Genomic DNA, 23,673 nt, shown 5'->3' on the forward strand with positions numbered 1-23,673 from the left:
ATGAAGTGAAACCAGAGGAGGGGTATTATGGCTGACGATGTGCAAAAGCGGAGCAAAAACTTTTCGATTATTGCTGTCCTGGGGATGTTCTCGTTTCTTACCGCTTTATCGGGATCCAGTACAAACCTGGCAATTCCAAAAATTGCGATTGATATGAATGTTTCCAGTAGTATGGCGACTTGGATTGTTCAAATTGGGTTGATCACGACGGCCATCTTACTGGTCATGTTCGGCCACATTGGCGATATTTTATCCAAAAACGTTGTGTTCCTGGCCGGCGGCATCACCTTTTTAGTCGGCTCGGCAATCACTGGTGGTGCGCCAATTTATGTCATTATTTTATTTGGCCGGGTGATTCAGGCAATTGGATCCGCAATGATTATGGCCAATTCAATGGGAATCGTGACCCAGTATTTTCCTGATAAACGGCGGGCTGAAGCCTTAGCTGTGATTTCGATGTTTATCTCGGTTGGGGCAATCTCCGGTCCAGGAATTGGTGGGCTAATCATTTCATCTTCCAGTTGGCGATGGATATATTGGATTAACGTGCCATTGGGAATCATTATTCTCTGGTTAGGATTTAAATTCTTACCAGTTCCCAAAGCCAGCTGGTCACGAGTTCGTGAAGTAACCAAAGGTGCCAACTGGACCGGTCAAAATTTGTTTACCCTCGGTATTATTATCTTCTTCCTGAGTGGATCGTTCTTTCAAAGTGGTCGTTCTAAATTGTTGACCGGATTGGCTTTCTTCCTGGTTGGTGCAGCCATTACAGTTTATTCGTTTGTTCAAGACGACAAGGCCAACCTGCCGTGGATTGCGCCCGAAGTCATTCACAATCGAGGGTTCATGACTTCTATCACAGCATTGGCGCTGGTCATGTTGGTTAATTCAGTATCAAATATTTTACTGCCATTTTACTTTCAAAGTTATAACGGAATGAGTGCCTTTTACAGTGGGCTGATTATTATGTTGCAATCCGTCACCATGCTGTGCACGACGCCATTTGCCGGCTTCTTGGCCGATCGGATTAATCGGGAGTTAATGACCGTTGTTGGGCTGTTGATCTTGATGATCTCACAAGTTGGGTATGCACTTTTCCCAAATGCCATTAATATGTGGCAGATTATTCCGCCAATTGTGTTAAACGGTGTTGGAATGGCCATCTTCCTCTCACCAAACAATGCCTTGACGATGGGGTTAGTCGATAAAAGGTTGTCGGGAATTGCCGGATCACTCAATTCATTTGCCCGGACGCTGGGAATGACAATTGGCATCAGCTTTGGTTCATCGTTGCTATTCTTCCAGCTGCCCGGTGTTAATCGAATCAGTTCATCAGTTGGAATTCGATTTGTTCACGCATTTGCCAATGTCTTCTGGACGGCAACCATCATCTCTGCCATCGCATTGGTTCTAGTTCTCGTACGTTACTTGGAATCCAAGCGAAAAGCCAATTCAGCCGCGTTAAAAAAGGCTGCTTAAATTAAATATTCACGTACAAAAAAAGTCGTCGGTTTGACGGCTTTTTGTTTGGCAATATTAGGCAATTCTTCGAACAGTCCCGTTGGTTTCTTTGAGCCATCCCGGCGCATTTAAAGTGGAGATGCCAACGCCTCCGGTATCTGATTGATTATGGTCGTGAAGAAATAAATGGTCTCCAAGATAAAGGGCGACATGTGAATTGACTTGGCCTTTTGAGTTCGTGAAGAAGAAAATGTCGCCACGTTTCATATCTTGAAATTTAACCGGTTTTCCCATGGTCACCAACGTGTAGGTTGTGATATTATCCATTCGTCCAAGTCGAATGCCAGCTTTTCCGTAACAGTAACGGATGAATGAAGAGCAGTCAAAATGGTGATTCTTAATGTCACTTAAATTTCGTCCGCCACCATAATCATACTTGGATTTACCAACCAGCTTTAGCCCGGCATTAATGGCAGTTTCAATCTTTGGATTGGTTCCTTTGAACTTGTTTAGATCTCGAAACTTGACGTTTTGAGCGCTGATCCAATATTGATGACCTGCCTGTTTAAAAGCAATGTAGCCAACTCGTCGCATGTTGTTAAGATCACAACGTTTCTGGCCGACAATATTGGCTGACAAATGTCTGGTCTTCGCGGTTCCCAAATAGTTGGCTCCTTTGGTACCAGCGGGAGCGGAGTATAGCTTTGCGTTGGAATGGATGATTTGCAGGTCATAACGATACTTATAACTTTCAAATATTTTATTTGGTGCGACATCTTGTTTGACTTCGGATACAACAGTCGGCGTACTGTCTGGATCGATGACCGATTTGACGAAGATGCCGACAATGATAGCGACTAAAAAGATGGAACCTGTGATGATGAGCAGTTTGCGATGTTTGCGAAACATATTTTTACCCCCCCCAAGTGATAGGTCTATTTCATTACATTATTAGCATAGAATGAATTGCCTGTTCGTTTTCCTGCGGGTTCTTATGGTTTCTTTAGTAAAAATTGGGATTCTTTTGACTTTCTTTAAAAATGAACACTTCTTGACATTTGTTCTCAAAATTGTACAATTAGTGCCAAGTCAAAGTAAAAGTATTTTATACTTTTACTTAAAAGTAATAATTACTTTTATGACAAATAAGAATCTGAAGGAGAAGATTATGAAATCAGAACCGATCAATCGAACAAGTATGTGGAAATTTAAGCTGTCTGCTGCAACAATGACGCTGATTCCGGCTGCCGTTGGAATCAACTATGTGGCCAAAGCACTGGCAGAAGGACTGAAGCTCCCGGTATGGTTGGGATCACTGGGAACCTTTCTGGCAAGTATGCTTGCGGGCCCAGTTGCCGGTGCCGTCAGTGGTTTCATCAACAATGTTATTTATGGATTAACTTTGTCGCCAATTTCAACGGTCTATGCAATTACCAGTATTGGTATCGGAATTGCGGTTGGTATTTTACATGCCAAAGGCTGGTTTTCATCGATTCGCAAAGTCTTTATTTCAGCTATTATAATTGCCATCGTTTCAGCAGTTATTTCTACGCCACTCAACGTTATTTTCTGGGGTGGTCAGACTGGGATTGCCTGGGGTGATTCACTCTTTGCCTTAATGGTCGCCAATCATGCACCAGTATGGCTGGCATCATTTACCGATGAGTTTGTTTTGGATATTCTTGATAAAGTCTGTGTGGCATATCTGGCGTTCTTCATTTATCGTCAGTTGCCGCAACGGATGGTGCGATTCTTTAGGGATGATAAGTAATGACTGATCAAAACATGCTCACGGGGGAGACAGTCGGCAAATCAAAGTGGTATAACGCCATTGATCCCGTGACCAAATTGTTGTTTATTCTTGATATGGCACTGCTGAGTTTTGCCAGTACGAACCTGGTAATCGAAGGTGGACTGATTGCCATGGCGTTGGTATTGCTATTATTTTCAAAAGTCAGTTCCACTACGTTCAAAGCATTGGGATTCAGTTTATTTTTGATCTTTACCATGCTGGTCATTCAAGGGCTGTTCTACAGTCAAAATCAGACAGTCCTATTCTCAATTATTGGCATTCACTTTTACAAGGAAGGCTTGCTGTATGCGACAATTTTGGGTTCCAGGGTCTTGGTGATTATTTTGGCAAGTGGCTTTTTCATGGTCACAACGACAATTTCTGAAAATGCCAAATACTTGGAGCAGTCCGGTCTTTCGTATAAGACGGTCTATGTGCTGATGTCGGTGTGCTATATTTTGCCTGAGATTATGGCCAATATGCGAAAAATTCAGCAGGCCCAACGTGTTCGAGGGACTAACCCACAAAAAACGTTCATTCAAAAGTTGAGATCGGTTCTTCCTGTGTTGATTCCTCTGGTTATTAAGACACTTGACCAGTCGATGACCCGCTCAATTTCATTGCAGTTGCGGGGATTTGATAACCCGAAGCGAAAAGCGTTGAAGGGTAACAATCATTATCGGTTGGCCTCAGTTGGACATTATGGTTTGACGATTATTGCGGTTATTTTGATAGGATGGAAATTATGGACGAAGATAAACGGATTATTCTAAAAGACATCAACGTTCGATACCGTGGTGCCGACGATTTTCAATTGAAACACGTGAATGCCACAGTTACCGCCGGTAAAATCATCGGTATCATTGGGAATAGTCATTCCGGCAAGTCGACGCTTTGTCGAGTATTGGGTGGTGTGATTCCCAATATCATTTCAGCAGAGATTGATGGCACGTGTAACCTGTTGGGATATTCACCCAAAGATGATTGGCAGGCATTCAATGCGAGCACTGGCGTGGTTCTGCAAAATCCAGCAGGCCAATTAAGCGGCTTGGCAGATACGGTTGCCGATGAACTAGCGTTTGATTTGGTCAATCAAGGATTGCCGGCAAGCTTTATCAATAAACGCGTGGCAAATGTTGCTGCCCAAATGGGGTTGACTGCTCAACTCGGTCAATCACCGGAGAGCTTATCCGGTGGGCAAATGCAACGATTAGCCATCGGAACCGCAATTGTGACTCAGCCTAAAATTTTGATCATGGATGATCCAACCAGTGAAATGGATCCGGTTGGTCGAAAACAGTTTTTCGGTTGGTTGGATACCGTTCAAGATACGACGGTGTTCATTGTCAGCAGTGAAATTGACGATTTATGCGAGGTAGCTGATTCAATTTGGATTCTCAAAGATGGTGAGCTGATTGTTCACGGATCACCGGAGAAAGTTTTCAACCATTTATCAGCTCAATGGCGAATTCCTGAACCGACTGCGTATCAGTTGGCTCAACGAATGAACTGGCGATTGGATGACAATCGGTATCCGGTGACTTCTGCAGAGCTAAAGGAGGCATTTGATGCCCAAAATTGAACTTCATCACTTGCAGTTTTCTTATCCAGAAAAGTCATTCAATTTGGCGGTTGAAAACCAAGTATTTGCTGATTCGATGGCCGCCATCGTTGGTCAAAATGGAGCCGGAAAGTCGACAATCTTTAAATTATTGACTGGGCTGTTGAAAGCAACCACCGGTACGATCAAAGTTAACGGAACCGAGTTGGGGGAACTAAAACCGGCTGACCGTTTAAAAACGATTGGAATTACCTTCCAGAATCCTGATGATCAGTTGTTTAATGCGACCGTTAAGCGTGAAGTTGAGTGGAGCTTGTCTCAAATTAGTTCCGATAAGGCCATTAATTCTCAGCGAGCAGATCAGGTGTTGGAGAAGGTTGGCTTGACTGAGAAAGCAGAGGAAAATCCTTACGATCTTTCTTTATCTGAGAGAAAGCTGCTGACGGTTGCCACTGTCTTGGCAGTTGATCCGGCAGTCTACTTGTTTGATGAACCTATGATGTCACTGGATTGGCCCAGCAAACAGATGCTGACTGATATTTTTCATGAATTGTCAGCTGATGGCCATCAAGTCATCACAATTACCCATGATATGGATTGGGTAGCGGCAGAATTTAGTTCTGTAGCGGTCATGGAACATGGACGAATCAAGTTTACGGGTGCGCCAAGAGAATTGTTCGGGGACCGTGATTTGGTTCAAAGGGTCGGCTTATTGCCTCCTAAGATAATGGCGCTGACCCAGATGCTGGGTGATCCCAAGACTTATTTATCACCTGAAGATTATCAAGTTAAACATCAGAATATGTAAAACCACCATTTTAGGCTTCCTGATTAAAGGCATTATGAACGCCAATTGGAAGCAATAAAATGGTGGCTTTTAATTTCTGGCCCAAATTGTATTTCCGAGGAGCTGATTTAGCGGTATGATTAAAGGCATGATTTAATTGAAAAGAGATGGCGATATGCTGACAGAATTCTTAATTGTTTGTCCTTTGGTATTTTTGGCGGGATTTGTGGATGCCATTGGTGGCGGTGGGGGTTTGATTTCATTACCTGCCTATTTGATGGCTGGAATTCCAGCGCATTTTGCCGTTGGAACCAACAAGCTTTCTTCTGCAATGGGGACGACGATTGCCACGTTGGAGTTCGCCCGGAGTGGCTATATTCGGGTCAAACTGGCATTTTTCTCAGTGATTGCCGCAATTATTGGTTCATCATTGGGTGCAAATTTAGCATTACATATTACTGAGTATTATTTTCGGATTATTTTGCTGGTGGTGCTGCCGCTGACGGCTTTGTATTTGCTGTTGAATCGACATGCTCTGAATACGAAATTAGCCGATTCGGCAAAATTGAGCTTGTCACAATTTGTCGCAACTCTGCTGATTTCAGTTTCATTGGGTGTCTGGGATGGCTTTTATGGGCCCGGAACGGGGACATTTCTAATTCTGACTCTGGTTGGGATTGCCCACCTGCCAATCAACTTGGCCGCCGGAAATACCAAGGTGATTAATTTAACCACCAACGTGACGGCTTTAGCTGTATTCTTGATGAACGATAAGGTGATGATCCTATTGGGATTAACAGCCGGCGTGTTTAGCATTGTTGGTAACTTTCTTGGCGCGTCATATTATAAAAAATTTGGTAGTGCTATTGCCCGACCAATCATTATCATTGTTTTGGTGATCTTCTTTATTAAGACTGTGTGGGAATTTCTCGATTGATTTGGTAATCCTGCCAGTATTGCGGTATTATAAAACTACCTTGGCAGGGGCACAGAACCACTTATGCTCAAAAGGCCGACAGCTGCGTTTGCAGTTGTCGGCCTGTTACTGTTATCAATAAATTTAACTTTGAGTTATTTTGTGTTTGAGTTATCTTCTGAAATGGTTGGAGACTCTTGAAGATTTGTAGCATCTTCAGGACTTTGATGAATTTCCGTATTTGCTGTCTCATTTTGGCTTTGTACGGTAGTGTTTTGTGCAGTAGTATTCGTAGAATTATTGATGTTTGAATTATTATTGTTTGAATTATTGCGAAGTTGTCTACGTAACATAATTTGTTGAATTGCACTATTTTCTTGTGAATGTTTGTCATCGTTTATCCAGTTATGGATTTGAAATACGTCAACCAATGCCCAAATCCCTGTTATTAATGCACCAAGGCCAAGAGCCCATATTAATAACCAAAAGATTAATGTCATTGCAATAGCAGAACCTGTTTTACCAAAATAGTAACGGTGTCCGCCCATGAAACCTGTAAACCACCATAGTAAATAAGCAACTACAGCATTTTTAGAATTCTTTTCGACTTCAGAATTAACTAACATTAATTCCTGATCACTTAATTCACTTTTCAAATAGTTAGCATCCATATATATCCTCCAGATAGTCATAAATTAGTCCTTTAATACTAAAAATTGATAACAGCTAAAATTATACCTTTTTTGTTAAGCTTAAACAATGAATCCTAATGATATTTTTACTAATATCTAATAGTAAGTAACTATGCGGCCGTAAGAAAAAAGAGCTAACAGTTTTTGTTAGCTCCATAAGTGATTTGTTATTTAATCATCGTCATCCATTATGACGGTATCGTTTAATTCCTTAGCCTGATAGAAATCAGGGAAGACGTGCGCTGTCTTGATTCCCCAGTAATAAAAGACGAGGGATGCAAGTGAAATGACAACGAAGTCCCATGGATAATGGATCCAGTTGATTCCGTTGAATTGTTCACTTCCGAGATAAGACATTGCGGAGATGAATATCAAATAAACAATCATCCACATACTGGAATAGAACGCTTTTCGGGTATCAACGTAACCGGCCCGATACTCATAATAGAAGTAAAATGGCAAACCAATTAGGATAACCAGAATCACTTCGATAGTTGTTGGCCACATTGCCCAATAAATGGCCAAAGAGGCTAGAACAAATGAGAGGGGTGCCATCCATCCAAGATTCTTTAACTTCACCGGACGCTTGAAGTTAGGCGCCATTTTACGGAAGGCAACGGCGGTGACTGGCCCAGTTAGGTAGGCAATCAGTGTTGAAGTGGAAATGACGGTTGCCAATGTTGACCATGATCTGAAAATTGAAACCATCAGCATGCTTAATACCAGGTTGACGATCATTGCCACCCGTGGGATCCCGTACTTTTGGTTGATTTTACCAATAAAGCTTGGAATATGCTGATTGCTTTCCATGGCGTAAAGTGCCCGACCAGTTGAGGCGGCAAATGAAACACCGGTTCCAACCGGGGAAACGAAGGCGTCCATATACAACATCACAGAAAGCCAGCGGATACCCAACATAATTGCCAAGTCAGCAAATGGTGAGTTGAAGTCAAATCCACTCCAGCCGGTTGCGGCAAGGGTGGCTGGCTTCATGGCAGTAATGTAGGTACTTTGAAGCAAAATGTAAATGACACCACTTATCAGAAGTGAAATGAAGATTCCCCGGCCAATGTTTTTCCGAGACTTTTTAATTTCACTCCCCATATTAATCACAGTCTGGAACGCGTTAAACGAGAAAATGATTCCGGCTGCAGATGTGGCGGCAAAAATAGGTGCTGATCCGTATGGCATAAATTCATGAATGGAATGGCCATAATTTTGCGGGTAGAACCCGGAAACTGTCAGCATGATAATTGTAAGGGCAGGAACCCCAATTTTTAAAATTGAAATTAAACTGGTAAAGCTGGTCAATAGCTTGACCGACCAGAAGTTTAACAGTGTGAACACTAAGATGAACATGAATACGATCATCAGACCTGATGTTGTAATCGTGCCACCCTTTAAGAATGAATGGGTCCAGTTAGCCCAAGCCCATGGCCAGGAACTCATGTACTGAACCGCTGCGACTGCTTCAATGGGAATTAACGTAATTAATGAAATCCAGTTAGCCCAAGAAGCGATGAATCCCAGAAGCGGACCGTGGGAATACTGAGCATAACGGCTCATTCCACCAGCTTCTGGAAACATAGCGCCAATTTCGACGTAGTCATAAGCAATGGCGGCAATAACAATCCCACCAATTACCCAAGAAATGATTGCTGCGGGACCAGCAATTTTTGTGGCTTCCCATGAACCGAAAAGCCAGCCGGAGCCAATTAATGATCCCAGTGTCAGCATTACGAGTTGAAAAAGTCCAATCTTTGTTGTGTTTTTTGAATCCATGTATACCTCCTGTTAGCAATGACAACTAGTTTAACAAAGATAGAAATGATTGCAAATGAATGAAAACCCGGTACACCGGGCTATGGTTGTCAGAACAGGGGGTTGCGGGAATTTAATGGATTTTGGATGTGCAATGATCGGACAGAAAAAAAGACATCCGCTTGGGGATGTCTTTAATATTTTCTAGTAATTATCACCTGACGCAGGTGCAACGTCGCCAGTGTTGCTAGTGGGACTATTTTGGGGTTGAGCTGTTGCATTAGCAGTTTGAGCAGCTTGATATCCCGCATTGAAATTGGCAACATCAGTCTTTGTAAATGTACTATCGTTTCCAGCTTGAACACTTGCACCCATATCAGCAGCTTTAAACATTGCCTTCAATGGGGTGTCGCCATCTTTAATAGTATTTTGAACACCGTTTTGAGCGGCTTGATATCCTGCTCTAAAATTGTCAGCATCATTGGAGGTTACAATAGTCGCTTTCCCATCTGAATCAATTCCACTAGGTTGAACAGACGTATGTTTTTTGTTTGCAGCTAACATTACGTCAAGTGGTGTGATGGCGTAATTCATTGGGTCTGGTGCTACAGGAGTTGGAGTAGAAGTAGAAGTAGAAGTAGGACTAGGAGTTGTAGTGTTAGCGGCCTGATTACTAGTGTTCCCGGTTCCAAAATCTACTTCAGATCGTTTTACATATCCATAATGAGTGCCATCTGGTGTTTCTGATTTAATTAAAAGGGTCTTTCGATTGCTATGCGGGGTGTTCAAAGCAACTGTTACTTTTGCGCCTTTTTTCAGTGGAAAGCCAACCTTACGGTCATATACCCTTTTGCCATTATATCGATGGTGATAAATCCAAGTATCATCCTTCAATGTTCCTTCAGCATATGTACTGAAAGGATTGTTGTAGTCTACCGGTAACTTGCCATCTTCGGTTTTAGTGACAGTTCCATAGCCATCGGTCTTGTAAGGTTCTGGTACGCTACCTGTTGCAGTTCCACTTCCGTTGTTGCTGGAAGTTGCTGATGATGCTTGTGCCCCAGATGAATTGGTAGTTTGTGGTGCTTGGGTAGTAGGAGCAGGGATTGTTGTGCGAGTTGGTTCAGTCACAGTTTTCACTGTGGTCTTTTTAACCAACTTAACACTCTTCTTGTTAATCCAGCCACTGAACTTACCGGCTTTAACAAAGTAATAAATGCTCCCACCTTTGACCTTCATGTGACGAAGAGTCGTCAATGCAAGACTCTTACCATGTGAAATACGGTATTTAATCTTGGCATTCTTAGCCGTTTTAAATGGTTTGTTCCAAATAATTCCCTTGCCATTTTTCAATGCGACCTGTTTGTGTGCCATAGGCTTGTTCCAGAGAACTTTGTGATAACCTCGGTGATGACTTGCAGAAGCGTTTAAGCCGGCTCCTCCAAATACACCAAAGGAAATCAATGATGCGAGTGCAATACGTGAAATTTTCATAAAATATGTCCCTCCCAAAAATATGTTTGCAAGTTTTATGCAACAAAGATGAGTTTATGGGACAAATATTAAAATATGGGGTAAAAACAGTTAGAAACACATTAGAAAAGGATAATAAGTTTAACATAATACGCCTTGTTATGAAAATATGTACCAAAAGCACTCCCAGAATGATAAAATAAAAAAGCAGGAAAAATTCCTGCTTATTATTTGGTCGAGGAATCATTAGGATCTTCTTCCTCAGTTATTTTATTAGACATGCGTTCAACCTGGTTAACAATTGCGATGAAGGAGCTGACCTTCTGATTATATTCCGAATCAATATCTGTCAGTCGTTCTTGGTAATCGTTACGAAGCTTTTTCAAACGATCAAAGTCGGCATTTAACTGATTCAGACGATTCCGAAGCATCTTTAAGTTGGCAACAGATGGTGCCAGGTAATCTGGATTATCTCCCTTGGAATTCAAATAGTCGACATAGTCGAATGTATTCAGATCCAAATCCGGTTCAGAAATAATCGTCGTTCCACCGTCAAGCAACGCTTTATTACCGCTCAAGTTTGTTAAAACCAGTGACTTTCCGGTATCCATATTGACAACTTTAACATAACCATATGAACTCTCGTTTACATCGGGGCTCACTGTGTAACCAAGGTTGAAAATAAGGTGCAAGGCATCATTTTGAGGTGTTGTAAATTGATTTTTCATGAAATTCTTTTGATAAATTTTCAATACTTTCTTGATAGCTGCGTTTGGCCTCAATTTTCGTGGCATATCATCACACTCCCGTCCTCAATATACATTATACTTTGAAGTTCAATAAAAAGGGGATTAAATGAACAAATTGTCCAAAAAATCTCCTTTTTCACTGCTTTGATATTATTCTTCAATCATGATTGCTTTAATTCCTTTACCGGCCAATACTCGGCTTGCGTTATAAGGACCAAGTCCTTTTCGGAATGTAATGTAGACTTTCTTGTTTTTCGGAATCTCGTTGATCCGATCACGTAATTCGGTCAGCGGAATGTTTAAGGTTGGCTTGATTGAACCGGTTGCTGGTTTGCCGGCTTCTCGGATATCCAGGAATACCGCATTCTGCATATCTTCTTTTGGAATATCTGCTAACTTGATCGTCGCGGACTTATTTGTCATCTGATTAATTGCAACGTAGCCGGCAATATTCAACACATCACGGGTTGACGAATATGGTGGTGAATAAGGGATTTCAAGAGATGGCAAATCAAATGCCGACAAATTCCCAGTGATAGCGACGGATAATTCGGCAATCCGTTTATCAATACCGTTTCGACCAACCGCTTGTCCGCCAAGAATTTTACCGGTTTTATCTTCATATATTAGCTTAAAATTGACCCGGTCCGCGTTTGGATAGAAGTATGCTCGGTCAAATGGGGTGATAAACACAGTTTTATAGTTGGTAATCCCGATTTGTTGGAGCATTTGCTCAGTAAATCCGACAAAGCTTGCAGTGAGATCGAAAAATTTCGAAACCCCGGCACCGATGAAGCCTTTGTATTCCAATGGACTCCCATTCAAAATGTCGGCCAGTAAATGTCCCTGCCTATTTGCAGCACTTGAAAGCAAACTTGGAACCGGCTTGCCAGTGATGACACTGGTTGTTTCAATCACGTCCCCGATAGCATAAATGTCGTTGATATTGGTTTTTAGATGCTTATCAACAATAATGTGTTGGTCGGCTGACAGCTTAATCCCAGCTGCCTGCGCAATTTCACTGTTAGGTTTAACTCCGGTGCCCAAGAACAGCATGTCGGTTTTATGGATGGTACCGTCATCGAAGAACAAGGTGTGACCATTATCTTGAACTTCCTTTACGCTCTCGTTGAGGATGACATGGACACCTTGCTTTTTGAGCTCTTGGCCAACAATGTCGGTAATCTCAGGATCAAATGGAGAAGCCACGTGGCCTGATTGTTCGACGATGGTAACATCCATGTTGTTTTCAACGAATGCCTCGGATACTTCGATACCGATTGATCCCGCCCCAAGGACAGTGACGTGCTTTGGGTGTTTGGTATCGAGAAATGATTTAATCTTGTCGGCATCGGTCACAGCCCGTAATACGAAGGCGTTGTCTGCGTCATGGATTCCTGGAATCTCAGGAACTGTTGGACTCGCGCCAGTAGCAATGATCAGTTTGTCGTAATTTTCTGTATAGGTTTCATCTTTCTGCAAATCATGGACTTCAACGGTTTTGGCATCTGAATTAATTTTCGTTACTTCATTGAATAACCGCACATCAATATTATTCTTTTGCTTCAATATCTCCGGGGTTCTTTCAATGACTGCTGAACGATTCTTGATTAAACCACCAAGATAGTAGGGCAGGGCACAGCTGGCAACAGAGATTGCAGCACCCCGTTCTAAAATGATGATTTCAGCATCTTCGTTAATTCGTCGCAGCCTGGTTGCAAAGGAAGGACCACCGGCAATACCACCGATAACAAGTACTTTCATAGTTCAATCTCCTCTCCAAATACAGCGCTTACATATACTAATTTAATCATACATGGTTGGCAGTCAACGTCAATAAAAGGGCCTTTTTGATCACAAAAAAAGCATTCATCTCTGAATGCTCAAATCTCACTAGTCTTTTGGAAATGGAATATACGGTTTGTTTTTAGTGTTGGTACGAATAACCATAACGTCACATTTGGCGTTTCGATCAACGAATGATGAAACAGATCCTTCAAGAACTCGTTGAAGACGACTCATACCGGTTGCACCAATAATAATTAAGTCGGATTTGTGGTCTCTTGGGAATTCCATTGAGATAACGGTCTTGGGATTACCAAAACGAATATGGATTGAAATATCTTCAAGACCAGATTCCTTTTTAATTTTATCAACCAATTTATTGAGGTAGTCGGTGGTATCTTCAACAAGGTTATTGATGACGTCGCCGTCAACCATTCCACCGTAATTGTATCCGTATTGTTGAGTGCTCAAAACATGAAGAACATCGAGATGAGCATCATTATTTTTGGCAAATTGTGCACCTTTAGCCAATGCATCTTCTGATTGATTGGATCCGTCCACTGGAACTAAGATGGTTTTATAATTGGATTCCATAAAGAAACCTCCCACAAATTAATTTAAGTTCATTATATCACTAATTATTCTTCGTCATAACGCCTAAAAACTGAAAAGAAGAAATCGTTTTCGGAAAATTAAGGCTTACTTGGAATAATAAATTCAGCTGTTGCAAGGATATGACCACGCATTGCGTCCTGGAGTTCATTTAACCAGAAGCCATCTTTTAAAGGCAGTTTTTCATCCAACGCAAACATGGATAGGTGATAATTATGAACTTTGTCAGGTGGATTTGGTCCATTATAGTGCCAGGCAGTGGTCTGATCTTGATTGCCAATCAATCCGCCAGCCGTACTGTTACGGCCTTGAATCATTGGAATCCTTAACTGCTGGCTGTTATTTTCAGGAATTTCTTTAACATCAGGGGCAATATTGGCTGCTGTCCAGTGAATCCATGGAAACCCGCTGACTGGAACAGCATCCCAGTCTAATAACGTGAGTGCCAAAGACTTGGCATCTTTTGGAACATTGTTAATTTGAATGGGGAATGACACGATTGGCTCGCCACCAAGCATGTCTGCTTTGCCAGCGTGTCGGCTATATTTGTCTGCTAACAACCCTTTTTTCAGTGGTACTTGAATGTCCATACTCATCCCTCCTCAATTCCATGATATGTCTTTTATTGCAAGAATAAAATAATATGAATGCAATTATTTAATAAATCGCAAAACGTAATACCCTTGTCCGTTTGAAGTAATCGTGTAGTTGACATAACCGGCTTTCAACCATTGCTGCTTGGTAGCATTTGCCCAATTTTTGGCATCTTGAATGGAAGCAAAAGTATGGTTGCTTGAAAATTGATCAGGTGTTTTTTGCGGCTTTGAAGGCTTGCTGCTCTTAACGCTGTTCAACACATCCTGTTCCTGAGATTTAACCGATTTGTTTTGTTCCTGGTTAATCTGCTGTTGGAGTTGTTGGCGTTCTTTAGGAGTCAAACCACCGGCCTGGGCGCTTTGAACCTTGCTGCTGAAAGCCTTGACCCGATTCTTTTCGATCTTATTGGTTAGAGGACCCTTTTGAGCTTTTCCGGTAATTTCTTTTTCGGACTTGTTGATCGTTTTACTGATTGAGCTGTTGGAGCTACTCTGCTTATGGTTATTGGAACTGACCATCCAATTGATACCAAGGGCCAAAGCAATCCCAATCACTAAAATCAGCAGGGCAAACCACCAGCCGCTGTATTGTTTCTTGTGTTGCTGGCGCCTGGTTTCCTCTGAATTGAAGTCATACTTTTTATATTGTGGTTCATCGTCATGCTTATTCAAATTAATACCTCATTTAGATTCTAATATTGCATGTTAATCTAGTTGAATATATTATAACAGATAGCAGAAATCTTGTTTTTTTAAACATTAAAGGATGGCCAATATGAGTAAAGTCGCAATCAAAAAGTTTTCAGAATTAACAACTACAGAATTATTCAACATTTATAAATTAAGAGTCGCTGTTTTTATCGTTGAGCAAAAGTGCTATTACCAAGAGGTCGACGATGACGACTTGATTTCCTATCATTTGATGTTCACTGATGCGGATGGTAATTTGGCAGCCTATGCGAGGATTATTCCCGAAGATAACCGGACAGTTGCCCGGATCGGCCGGGTGGTTGTAAATCCCAATAATCGTGGCGGGGGACTGGGACGCAAGCTGGTTCAGGAAGCTTTGGATCAGATTCCCAAGCTGATGCCGGACGCGACCAAAATTGTTTTGGCAGGCCAGGAATACTTGAACAGTTTCTACAAATCCTTTGGGCTAAAAAATGTCAGTGATGTCTATCTTGAAGACGGCATTCCCCATATTGATATGGAGATGCCAATCAAAGATTAGATTGACAAGCTTCAACGGTATATTATAATTAAAGCAACGAATGAATCTTTAACTCTGGTCCCGTGAGGCTGGTAAGAGGACGATATTAAACGAGCAATGCTCGAATTGGTGTCTACCTTACTATATGCGGGGTGGGCATTTTTTGTGCCTTCAGGAGCTTGAAAGATTCAAATAATTTTGAGGGTGGCAAATATTTATGGCAGATAAGAATGAATTTCATGATGATCGTGCGATTCTTGATATTCACGACATGCCCAAGTTTCTTCCATGGGTTGGATTATCACTGCAGCATATGTTTTCAATGTTTGGTTCCACAGTTATTGTTCCATTATTAGTTGGATTAAGTCCAAGTATTGCGCTGTTCGCATCTGGTGTTGGTACGCTGTTACATATCATGATTACCCAGCGTAAAATTCCAGCATACATGGGATCAAGTTTTGCCTTTATCACACCAATGTTGGCGTTGATGAAGACCACCGGTTATCCTGGAATCGCTCAAGGTGTTATCGGTGTCGGAATTGTGTACATGATTGTGGCCGGTATTATTTGGGGAATTGGATCCAGCTGGGTGGATCATATTTTACCGCCAATTGTTGTTGGGCCAATCGTCATGGTTATCGGACTTTCATTGGCTGGAAGCGCCGCTCAGGATGCCATGATGAAAAATGGTAAATACAGTCTGTTATACTTTGTTATTGCGTTGGCAACATTATTCTTAGCTATTATTTTTAACATGTTATTTAAAGGCTTCATTGGCCTGATTCCGGTTCTTTTGGCCATTGTTTGCGGCTACGTGATTTCAGTATTTTGTGGGATTGTTGATCTCAACGCAATTGCCAGTGCGCCTTGGTTCAAGATTCCAGCATTTGATATTCCTGGAATTGATTATAAATTCCATATCGATTGGGCGGCTATCTTGGCTATCACGCCAATTGCCTTCGTTACGATGACTGAGCACATGGGTCATATTATGGTGCTTGATGAATTGACTGGTCGAGACTTCTTCAAGGATCCCGGCTTGAACCGGACATTAGCCGGTGATGGTGCCGCTTCATTGTTTGCTGGTTTAGTTGGTGCGCCTGCGATGACTAGTTACGGTGAAAATATCGGTGTTATGGCAATTACCAAGATTCACAGTGTTTATGTTCTGATGGGTGCTGCGATGTTTGCTATCTTATTCGCCTTTGTTAACAAGTTGAATGTGTTGATCATGCAGATGCCAATGCCGGTTATTGGCGGAATCAGCTTCCTGTTGTTTGGAACGATTGCCACCGCTGGTATTCAAGTTATGGTTGAAAATAAAGTTGATATGGGATTGAAGCGTAACTTGATGATTGCTTCAACCGTCATGGTCATTGGTGTTGGTAATGCTTATCTTCAACTTGGCAAGTTCCAATTTACCGGTTTGGCTTTCGCTACAATTATCGGAATTGTCTTGAATCTGGTTCTCCCACAAAAGGCTGCCAGTGAACGTGAACATGAACGAAAGTTGGCTGCCAAGGCTGCTGAAGAAGAAAAGCAGCGTTTGCTCCATCAACGTCGTTTGCACAAATAATTAAAATTATGTAGAGTGCCCCTAATTGTCAGGAGGGATAGCGATATGCAACAAGCAGAACAACAGGTTGACTATAAGCATGCAAGTACAGCAACGGACTTCGAAGCTGCCAAAAACGTGTTTATCGAATACTCGAAATCATTGGGATTTGACTTAAGCTTTCAAGATTTCTCTGATGAGTTAAATGATTTGGACACTCGGTATAACAAGCCAAAGGGCGATCTCATATTAGCCTATGTTGATTCACAACTAGCAGGTGCCGTTGCGGTGCATGAATTTGAACCGGAAATTGCTGAAATGAAACGTTTGTACGTTCGAGACGATTTCCGAAAATTGGGAATCGGGCAAGAACTGGTTGCTCGAATTATTGCCAGTGCGGAAGACTTGGGATATAAAGCCATTCGATTAGATACTTTGAAGTCCATGAAAGGGGCTTTGAAGATTTACCATGCCGCTGGTTTTAAGCCGATCGATCCATATCGCTTCAATCCTTTAGATGGGGCAGAGTATTTAGAATTAAAATTTGAGTAACTTCATAATTAAAGAGCTTGAAGATGAGGTGTACCCCAAAAGTTAAAGTAAGTATTTGCTTGTCTTTCCTAGGCGGCACGGAGTCGATATTTTATCGGCGATGTGCCGCTTAGTTTCATTTGAATTCGTTCAGTATTGTAGTAGATTATCCACTTTTTAATAGCCGCTATCAATTCTTCAGCGGAATTGTAGTTGGATAGATTTCCTAACTCAACTTTTAACTTGTTAAAGAAGCTTTCTATACAGGCGTTATCTAAGCAAGTTGCTCGTCGAGACATGCTGGGTGTAATGTGAGCGTTTCTTAGTTTCTTCTGCCATGCTCGATGTCGGTACTGCCAACCTTGGTCCGTATGCAGGAACTGCTTGTATGGTTGGTTTGGTATTAAGTCAATTAGGGAATCCAATGGTTTCATGGCAAATTCAAGATTGGGACTGCCGGCAGTAATGGCAAAGGTTAGAATCTCATTATTGTATAAATCCATTATCGGTTCGAAATACACTCTTTCCTGAGTTTCGGGGATCTTAAATTCAGTGACATCGGAAACCATCTTCTGATTTGGCCGATCGGTTTGAAAACGGCGACGTAACTTATTTTTGACTCTAGTTCCTTCAGGACCTTTAGAGGAATCATATTTGCGGATCTTCTTGCGATAACCTTCCCCTTGGATATCCAACTCCTTCATCAGCCGATAAACACGCTTATGGTTGACCTTAAGGTTAAAATCATTCAGGAGGGCTTGGGTAATTCGTAGAACACCCATATGATGATCCTGACTCCAGATGCGGGAAATCAAGTACCGCAAGTGATAATCTTTGTTTGGCAGCTTGAATTGATGCTTCCAGTAGAAAAAAGTATCTGGTGAAATTGGCAAGACCCGTAAAAGGTCAGCCAGCTTAAATTTGGCCTCGAGTGTGCAGATTACTTGTGCGAGTTCTTTGTTCGTTGCTTCATCGAGGCCAATAATTTTAACGCTTCATTTTTGATTCGCAACTCCAAATTTTCAGCTTCTAATTGCTTAAGACGATTTTCTTCTGGTGAAAGTTTCTTTTTGGTTGACCGCTTCTTAGTCGGTTTCTTACGTTTATTTGTCATTTTGGGTTTCCGTCCTTTTGATATAGACAATAACCCATTTGGCCCCTGATTACGATATATTTCTTTCCATATTTGAATTTGTCTGGCACCAACATATCCAAACTTAGCCGCAACTTGAGTGTATGAGGCATTATTGGCAATTGCCCAATGGGCAACTTCCACTCTAAATTCAGGTGTTACTTGTGGTGGATTCAACAGCACGTCGGGACCATGAGTGCGGTATGCCGCAACCATCATTCTAAAAAGATATGGTGCGATCTGATATTTACTGGAAATGGTCTTAAGACCTCCTTGCCCATCAAAATATTCAATTAATGCACATAGTTTAATTGTCTTTGAAATTTTAGTCATAAAAATACCCCCAAAGCTAAAGTTTTTACTTTAACTTTGGGGGTATAGCTCAAGACAAGATTTGTCTTCAAGCTCTTTTTTGGATTGATATTTAGTTAACTTTGTAAATAAACACTGCTTCTTTTGACGACCGGTTGTTTGAGTAATGCCAGCAGCATCGGAATCACAACCGCAATCATGACCTTCAAGACGACATCTTCAATACCTGCCTGTTCGGCGATATCAAGCAGTGCGCCATGAAGATACATGATGATCATGGTGTGCTTACCAATGGTCGATAAGAACAAGCCGATTGGCAGCTGACTGGACAAGTACGAGATGCCCATGACGCCAAATGAGAAGATCAATGGAATCGCGGCAATCATTAGGATCTTTGGCTCGGAAGTCTGAATCAAATGCGACTTCATTGAGAATTCAAAGTCAAATTGATGATTTAAATACAAGCCAATCAAGAGTAATGATGAGCCAATTAAAAGCGTGATTGGAATGGGTTTTTCAATCCATTTCCAATTTGTGTGGAAGAATAGGTAACCAATGTAAGTGAAGAATGCGGCAATTAAGACGATATCCAGATTCCACGGCATGGTCTGGAAACTGTATAAGTTCATCCAATCAACTTTGTCATAGCAGGTTGATAGAAACAGACCAAGGGTGACAATTGTAAATTGGCCAATCTTGGATTTTACCGTGGAAATCAGTAGTGTCACTGCGGTAATCGACAGCAGGTACACATTTACGAACCAAAATGTGGTGGTGTACAGGTTTAATGTCCTGCCGCCGACCAGCAACCTTGATAAGTGGTTGATCAGGTAATCCCAATCTTTATTGTACAAAAGACTATATAGAAGGATTAAGCCGATTCCAGCGATGAAGTAAATCAGCAGATCCTTATAAATTCGTTTATTAAAGAACTTTTTCCAATGTTCAAGTTTCGTGGCATCGATCGGCTTTAAGAAGAAGCCGCCAACGATGAAGAACAGTGGCATGTGCCACCAGTAAATGATATTGGTTGTATTGCCGCTCGCAAGCGCGTGGCCGAATACTACAGCGATGATACCGTAAGCTTTGGCAATATCGATCCATTCAATTCTCTTTTTCACCATAATTGTGTTCCAATCACCATCCTTTTTGATAAATGCGGTATGTTATTTTTACATTATCAACCTTAAGGCAGGCTTAAATCAAAATTGAAGTCTGTGAATTTGAGGGAATATAGAAAACTGAGGTGGACGGCTAAAACCTGGTATAGGTTGATTCTGGGGCTTGGTCATCCACAAATTCAGGGCTAATATATTTTGACCAAATAGATTTTACCACAATTTATACGGATAAATTATTTTACTTAAGGACTTTAACAAATTGAAACTAAATGTGTGATTCTATGTAAAAAAGCCGGCTGCAAACATGAAGTTTGCTACCGGCTCTTGAGGATTAATCATTAATGTTCTGGAAAGAAACTTTTGGGTCCATGTCCGTGGGGCCCGCCAAATGGTGGCATGCCATAACTATGAGGGCCATGGTGACCGCCGCCAAATCCGTGGTGGTGGAACTTGCCGCCCCAAGGTGATTCTTCGTCACGGGCAGGCAGTTTGTCTTTCAATGAACCGTTTAATTTATCCATCAGTTCACTGAGTTGAGTGAGTTCTTCATCAGATAATCCGGCGAAAATTTCGTTAAGCATATCGTCAGTCGAATCATCGTCAGCAATTGCTTTTTTACCTTCATCAGTAATGGAAACGTTGGTTACGCGTTTATCCTTCTCATCGGGAGTGCGGGTGATCAATCCGCGTTCTTCCAATTTGGATAGCAGTTCAGTCATTGATGATGGTCGAATGTCCATAATTTCAGCTAGTTGGCTTTGAATCAACGTGCCTTCTTTTGCCAAAATAACCAACACCCGATTTTGACCCCTTAAGTGATAAGGACGGGCTTGGTGACGGGCAAATCGCTGGCAGCCATGAATGAAACCAAACAGCTTGGCGAGTAGTTCTCTTTTATTAGTATCTGCCATTTTAATTCTCCTTTGTATTTTACTTAGGTACCTAACAATTAGAAGTATACACGATATTTTTAGGAAGGCAAGAGAAATGTTTCGGTACCTAAGTATCATGCCAAAACCGAAATTATTTTCATGGTGAATTTGTTATTTGGTGTAAATCATTGTGCAAAATGTAAATGCTTGAATTTCAGCACATAAATTTTTACACTGTAGCTAGTTTCAAGTGAATGATGAAAGGAGAAATTATTCCAAAATTTATCTAGTAAAACGTTTACATTTACAATGAAAGGGCTTACAATATGTAACCGTTCAACAAATTATTCCCTGGGGAGGGACACATCTTGAGAGCAAGACATTTAAGTACATTCTTTATTTTCTTCTTTGGTGCATTAGGTGGCCTATTATTTGGATTTGATACTGGTATTATTTCAGGCGCCTCACCATTGATTGAAAGCAATTTTAGTTTAGGAACCGAACAGACTGGTTTTATTGTTTCATCTGTTTTGATTGGTTCATCGGTTGGTGCATTGTCAATCGGTTCATTGTCTGATAAGTTTGGTCGAAAGCGTTTGTTAGTCTTGGCATCCATTCTATTCTTGATTGGATCTGGATTATCAATGTTTGCGATGGGCTTTGTTTCAATGATTATTGCCCGAATTATTTTAGGCTTTGCCGTTGGATCTGCATCAGCATTAACACCAGCTTACCTGGCAGAATTAGCCGACGCACCTCACCGTGGTTCACTTGGAACCATGTTTCAACTGATGATCACTTTGGGAATCCTTTTAGCATATGTTTCAAACTTGGGATTCCTGCATCACAACCTTTTGGGGTTGCGTGACTGGCGTTGGATGCTCGGATCAGCTTTGATTCCAGCACTTCTGTTGTTCATCGGTTCAATCATTCTCCCAGAATCGCCACGTTACCTGGTTGAGAAGGGTAACATTGATGAAGCTCGAGACGTTCTTCACGAATTGCGTAAGAACAATCCTAAAGAAGATCCAGACAAAGAGTTGGCCGACATTCAAATGGTTGCCAATCAGCCTAAAGGCGGCTTAAAAGAGCTGTTCACATTTGCTCGTCCAGCTGTCATTGTTGCGATTCTGTTAATGCTGTTACAGCAATTAGTTGGAATTAACTCAGTCATTTACTTCTTACCACAAGTATTTATCAAAGGATTTGGATTCCCTGAAAGCAACGCCATTTGGATTTCAGTTGGAATTGGAGTTGTCAACTTTGTCTGCACCATATTGGCATACAACATCATGGATAAGTTCAACCGAAAGACCATCCTGTTGTTTGGTTCAATCGTCATGGCACTTTCAATTGGAATCCTCTCAATCTTGAACTTCACTTTACAGGTTCAAGACGCAGCCGTTCCAACAATGATTTTAATCGGTATTTACATCTTTGGATTTGCGGTTTCATGGGGCCCAATTTGCTGGTTGATGATCGGTGAAATTTTCCCATTGAATGTCCGTGGTGTTGGTACGTCAATCGGATCAGCTGCCAACTGGATCGGAAACTTTATCGTTTCTCAATTCTTCTTGGAGTTGCTTCACGTATTCAATAACAACGTTGGTGGACCATTTGCCGTATTTACATTCTTCGCTGTTGTTTCAATCTTCTTCGTCATCTTCATGGTTCCAGAAACCCGTGGAAAGTCACTTGAGGAAATTGAAATGGAAATGCGTCACAAGGCTGCTGAAAAGTCAGCTGAAAAAGCTGCCAAGGAAGCTAGGTAACTGCTGAACCAATTTTAATTAAATAATGAATGAAGGACGCTGTTTCTGTGATTAAAGAGAGGCAGCGTCCTTTTGATTTGCATGAAGATTCCGGTTTGAATTTATTAACATTCGATAAAGATACATCGGTAATCAATAAATACATATTGAATATCGATAAATCGTGCTGTATGATAAATGCAACTTGTTAGGGGAGGTCATTAATGTTGAAAGGGAAAATTCTATTTTTAAAAGCCATTATTCTTGCTGCAGTCGTGATTTTTGTTTCTTTGGGGACGGTGATGCTTTTTCAAGCCTTTGGTGCTCCACGTGATATGCCATACCAACTTTGGATCATGCTTGCGACTATTTGGATTGAAATTGGTTTGGGCTGTTATGTTGCCTTATTACTTAATCGGCTGCTTAACCGAATCCGCCATCAGTACGTTTTTACCGAGCAGACACTGGCAATTGTCCAACGAATTAAAAACCAGGTTTTAATCATTTCGTTTATTAGTTTGGGGATTGCACCGACTATTTTTGCGATGGGCGGACCGGGAATGGCTTGGCTTGCAATCATTATTACCGGCTGCTTTGTGGTTATTCCCTTTGGCATTTATGCCGTTATTGCCATTCTCGTGGAATGTTTGAAGAGTGCGATCGCAATTAAAAATGAGAACAACTTGACGGTTTAGGGAGGACATCATGCCAATTAAAATTAATTTGGATAAAATTCTTTTGGATCGTCAGATGAGCTTAACCGAGTTATCACGGGAAGTTGGCATTACCATGGCCAACCTTTCAATTCTAAAGACGGGCAAAGCAAAGGCAGTTCGCTTTTCGACCTTGGAAGACCTCTGTCGCGTTTTAAATTGTCAGCCTGGCGATCTTATCGAATATGTTCCAGCTAAAGGGGCAGATTCCGAGTCCAGAAAATAATGGATCGGATTTTAAATATCAAAAAAGGCAGCTTCAAGACTAAGTCTCGAGGCTGCCTTTTCCGT

The 23,673-nt window shown here is 41.5% G+C and carries 25 protein-coding genes; 12 read left to right on the plus strand and 13 right to left on the minus strand.

What is annotated here, in order from left to right; translation table 11 throughout:
* Positions 1-27: 27 nt before the first annotated feature.
* Complete coding sequence (locus DNL43_RS07490) at positions 28-1,479, plus strand: MFS transporter (RefSeq protein ID WP_054769555.1); 1,452 nt, start codon at positions 28-30, stop codon at positions 1,477-1,479.
* 57 nt (positions 1,480-1,536) lie between these two features.
* On the opposite strand, the gene DNL43_RS07495 is transcribed toward DNL43_RS07490, so the two are convergent.
* A complete protein-coding gene (locus DNL43_RS07495) occupies positions 1,537-2,370 on the minus strand; it encodes a C40 family peptidase (protein WP_054769556.1) in 834 nt (277 codons plus the stop codon).
* A 259-nt stretch (positions 2,371-2,629) separates the two neighbouring features.
* Between DNL43_RS07495 and DNL43_RS07500 the strand changes: the two genes are divergently transcribed.
* The 5 genes from DNL43_RS07500 to DNL43_RS07520 all read left to right on the plus strand — a co-directional run bounded on the left by DNL43_RS07500 (position 2,630) and on the right by DNL43_RS07520 (position 6,538).
* Positions 2,630-3,232, plus strand: a complete 603-nt coding sequence (locus DNL43_RS07500) for a hypothetical protein (protein WP_054769557.1) — start codon at positions 2,630-2,632, stop codon at positions 3,230-3,232.
* A complete protein-coding gene (locus tag DNL43_RS07505) occupies positions 3,232-4,026 on the plus strand; it encodes an energy-coupling factor transporter transmembrane component T (protein WP_054769558.1) in 795 nt (264 codons plus the stop codon). The genes DNL43_RS07500 and DNL43_RS07505 overlap by 1 nt, the downstream gene beginning before the upstream one ends.
* On the plus strand, positions 3,999-4,835 hold the full coding sequence (locus tag DNL43_RS07510; protein ID WP_054769559.1) for an ABC transporter ATP-binding protein: 837 nt from the start codon (positions 3,999-4,001) through the stop codon (positions 4,833-4,835). Before DNL43_RS07505 ends, DNL43_RS07510 begins: the two co-directional genes overlap by 28 nt.
* Positions 4,822-5,622, plus strand: coding sequence for an energy-coupling factor ABC transporter ATP-binding protein (locus tag DNL43_RS07515; RefSeq protein ID WP_054769560.1), 801 nt, complete (start codon positions 4,822-4,824; stop codon positions 5,620-5,622). The genes DNL43_RS07510 and DNL43_RS07515 overlap by 14 nt, the downstream gene beginning before the upstream one ends.
* 154 nt (positions 5,623-5,776) lie before the next feature.
* Positions 5,777-6,538, plus strand: a complete 762-nt coding sequence (locus tag DNL43_RS07520; RefSeq protein WP_056982747.1) for a sulfite exporter TauE/SafE family protein — start codon at positions 5,777-5,779, stop codon at positions 6,536-6,538.
* Positions 6,539-6,672: 134 nt separating this feature from the next.
* On the opposite strand, the gene DNL43_RS07525 is transcribed toward DNL43_RS07520, so the two are convergent.
* The 8 genes from DNL43_RS07525 to DNL43_RS07560 form a co-directional block, all read right to left on the minus strand.
* Complete coding sequence (locus tag DNL43_RS07525; RefSeq protein ID WP_082619759.1) at positions 6,673-7,188, minus strand: TM2 domain-containing protein; 516 nt, start codon at positions 7,186-7,188, stop codon at positions 6,673-6,675.
* 192 nt (positions 7,189-7,380) lie between these two features.
* Positions 7,381-8,991 (minus strand): APC family permease, encoded by a 1,611-nt coding sequence (locus DNL43_RS07530; protein WP_056982745.1) that lies wholly within the window; start codon positions 8,989-8,991, stop codon positions 7,381-7,383.
* Positions 8,992-9,174: 183 nt separating this feature from the next.
* Positions 9,175-10,464 carry a GW dipeptide domain-containing protein gene (locus DNL43_RS07535; RefSeq protein WP_156645047.1) on the minus strand — a complete coding sequence of 430 codons (1,290 nt, stop codon included), beginning with the start codon at positions 10,462-10,464 and terminating at the stop codon, positions 9,175-9,177.
* Positions 10,465-10,670: 206 nt separating this feature from the next.
* Positions 10,671-11,237, minus strand: coding sequence for a hypothetical protein (locus tag DNL43_RS07540; protein ID WP_056982741.1), 567 nt, complete (start codon positions 11,235-11,237; stop codon positions 10,671-10,673).
* A gap of 105 nt (positions 11,238-11,342) precedes the next feature.
* Positions 11,343-12,956 carry an FAD-dependent oxidoreductase gene (locus tag DNL43_RS07545; protein ID WP_056982739.1) on the minus strand — a complete coding sequence of 538 codons (1,614 nt, stop codon included), beginning with the start codon at positions 12,954-12,956 and terminating at the stop codon, positions 11,343-11,345.
* A 129-nt stretch (positions 12,957-13,085) separates the two neighbouring features.
* Complete coding sequence (locus DNL43_RS07550; protein WP_054769565.1) at positions 13,086-13,571, minus strand: universal stress protein; 486 nt, start codon at positions 13,569-13,571, stop codon at positions 13,086-13,088.
* Positions 13,572-13,669: 98 nt separating this feature from the next.
* Positions 13,670-14,179, minus strand: coding sequence for a YbhB/YbcL family Raf kinase inhibitor-like protein (locus DNL43_RS07555; protein WP_056982737.1), 510 nt, complete (start codon positions 14,177-14,179; stop codon positions 13,670-13,672).
* Positions 14,180-14,242: 63 nt separating this feature from the next.
* A complete protein-coding gene (locus DNL43_RS07560) occupies positions 14,243-14,857 on the minus strand; it encodes a hypothetical protein (RefSeq protein ID WP_054769567.1) in 615 nt (204 codons plus the stop codon).
* Between the two features lie 103 nt (positions 14,858-14,960).
* Between DNL43_RS07560 and DNL43_RS07565 the strand changes: the two genes are divergently transcribed.
* The 3 genes from DNL43_RS07565 (at position 14,961) to DNL43_RS07575 (ending at position 17,502) form a co-directional block, all read left to right on the plus strand.
* Positions 14,961-15,416, plus strand: coding sequence for a GNAT family N-acetyltransferase (locus DNL43_RS07565; RefSeq protein WP_056982735.1), 456 nt, complete (start codon positions 14,961-14,963; stop codon positions 15,414-15,416).
* Between the two features lie 196 nt (positions 15,417-15,612).
* A complete protein-coding gene (locus DNL43_RS07570) occupies positions 15,613-16,971 on the plus strand; it encodes a uracil-xanthine permease family protein (protein WP_056982733.1) in 1,359 nt (452 codons plus the stop codon).
* Between the two features lie 45 nt (positions 16,972-17,016).
* Positions 17,017-17,502, plus strand: coding sequence for a GNAT family N-acetyltransferase (locus DNL43_RS07575; RefSeq protein WP_054769568.1), 486 nt, complete (start codon positions 17,017-17,019; stop codon positions 17,500-17,502).
* Between the two features lie 68 nt (positions 17,503-17,570).
* On the opposite strand, the gene DNL43_RS07580 is transcribed toward DNL43_RS07575, so the two are convergent.
* The 4 genes from DNL43_RS07580 to DNL43_RS07595 form a co-directional block, all read right to left on the minus strand.
* Positions 17,571-18,467 (minus strand): IS3 family transposase, encoded by an 897-nt coding sequence (locus DNL43_RS07580; protein ID WP_109249116.1) that lies wholly within the window; start codon positions 18,465-18,467, stop codon positions 17,571-17,573.
* Positions 18,422-18,946, minus strand: a complete 525-nt coding sequence (locus DNL43_RS07585; protein ID WP_054769918.1) for a helix-turn-helix domain-containing protein — start codon at positions 18,944-18,946, stop codon at positions 18,422-18,424. Before DNL43_RS07585 ends, DNL43_RS07580 begins: the two co-directional genes overlap by 46 nt.
* Before the next feature lie 95 nt (positions 18,947-19,041).
* Positions 19,042-20,049 (minus strand): acyltransferase family protein, encoded by a 1,008-nt coding sequence (locus DNL43_RS07590; protein ID WP_056982099.1) that lies wholly within the window; start codon positions 20,047-20,049, stop codon positions 19,042-19,044.
* Between the two features lie 335 nt (positions 20,050-20,384).
* Complete coding sequence (locus tag DNL43_RS07595) at positions 20,385-20,957, minus strand: MarR family winged helix-turn-helix transcriptional regulator (RefSeq protein WP_056982098.1); 573 nt, start codon at positions 20,955-20,957, stop codon at positions 20,385-20,387.
* Between the two features lie 329 nt (positions 20,958-21,286).
* Here DNL43_RS07595 and DNL43_RS07600 point away from each other — a divergent pair, with 329 nt between their 5' ends.
* From DNL43_RS07600 to DNL43_RS07610, 3 genes are all read left to right on the plus strand, one after another.
* Entirely contained in the window at positions 21,287-22,690 is a 1,404-nt protein-coding gene (locus DNL43_RS07600; protein ID WP_054769112.1) for a sugar porter family MFS transporter, read from the plus strand.
* A 203-nt stretch (positions 22,691-22,893) separates the two neighbouring features.
* Positions 22,894-23,364, plus strand: coding sequence for a DUF2975 domain-containing protein (locus tag DNL43_RS07605; protein WP_056982097.1), 471 nt, complete (start codon positions 22,894-22,896; stop codon positions 23,362-23,364).
* A 10-nt stretch (positions 23,365-23,374) separates the two neighbouring features.
* Positions 23,375-23,608 (plus strand): helix-turn-helix domain-containing protein, encoded by a 234-nt coding sequence (locus tag DNL43_RS07610; RefSeq protein ID WP_054769114.1) that lies wholly within the window; start codon positions 23,375-23,377, stop codon positions 23,606-23,608.
* The last annotated feature ends 65 nt before the right edge of the window (positions 23,609-23,673 follow it).

It is taken from the genome of Lentilactobacillus kefiri, assembly GCF_009739535.1.
Lineage (GTDB): Bacteria > Bacillota > Bacilli > Lactobacillales > Lactobacillaceae > Lentilactobacillus > Lentilactobacillus kefiri.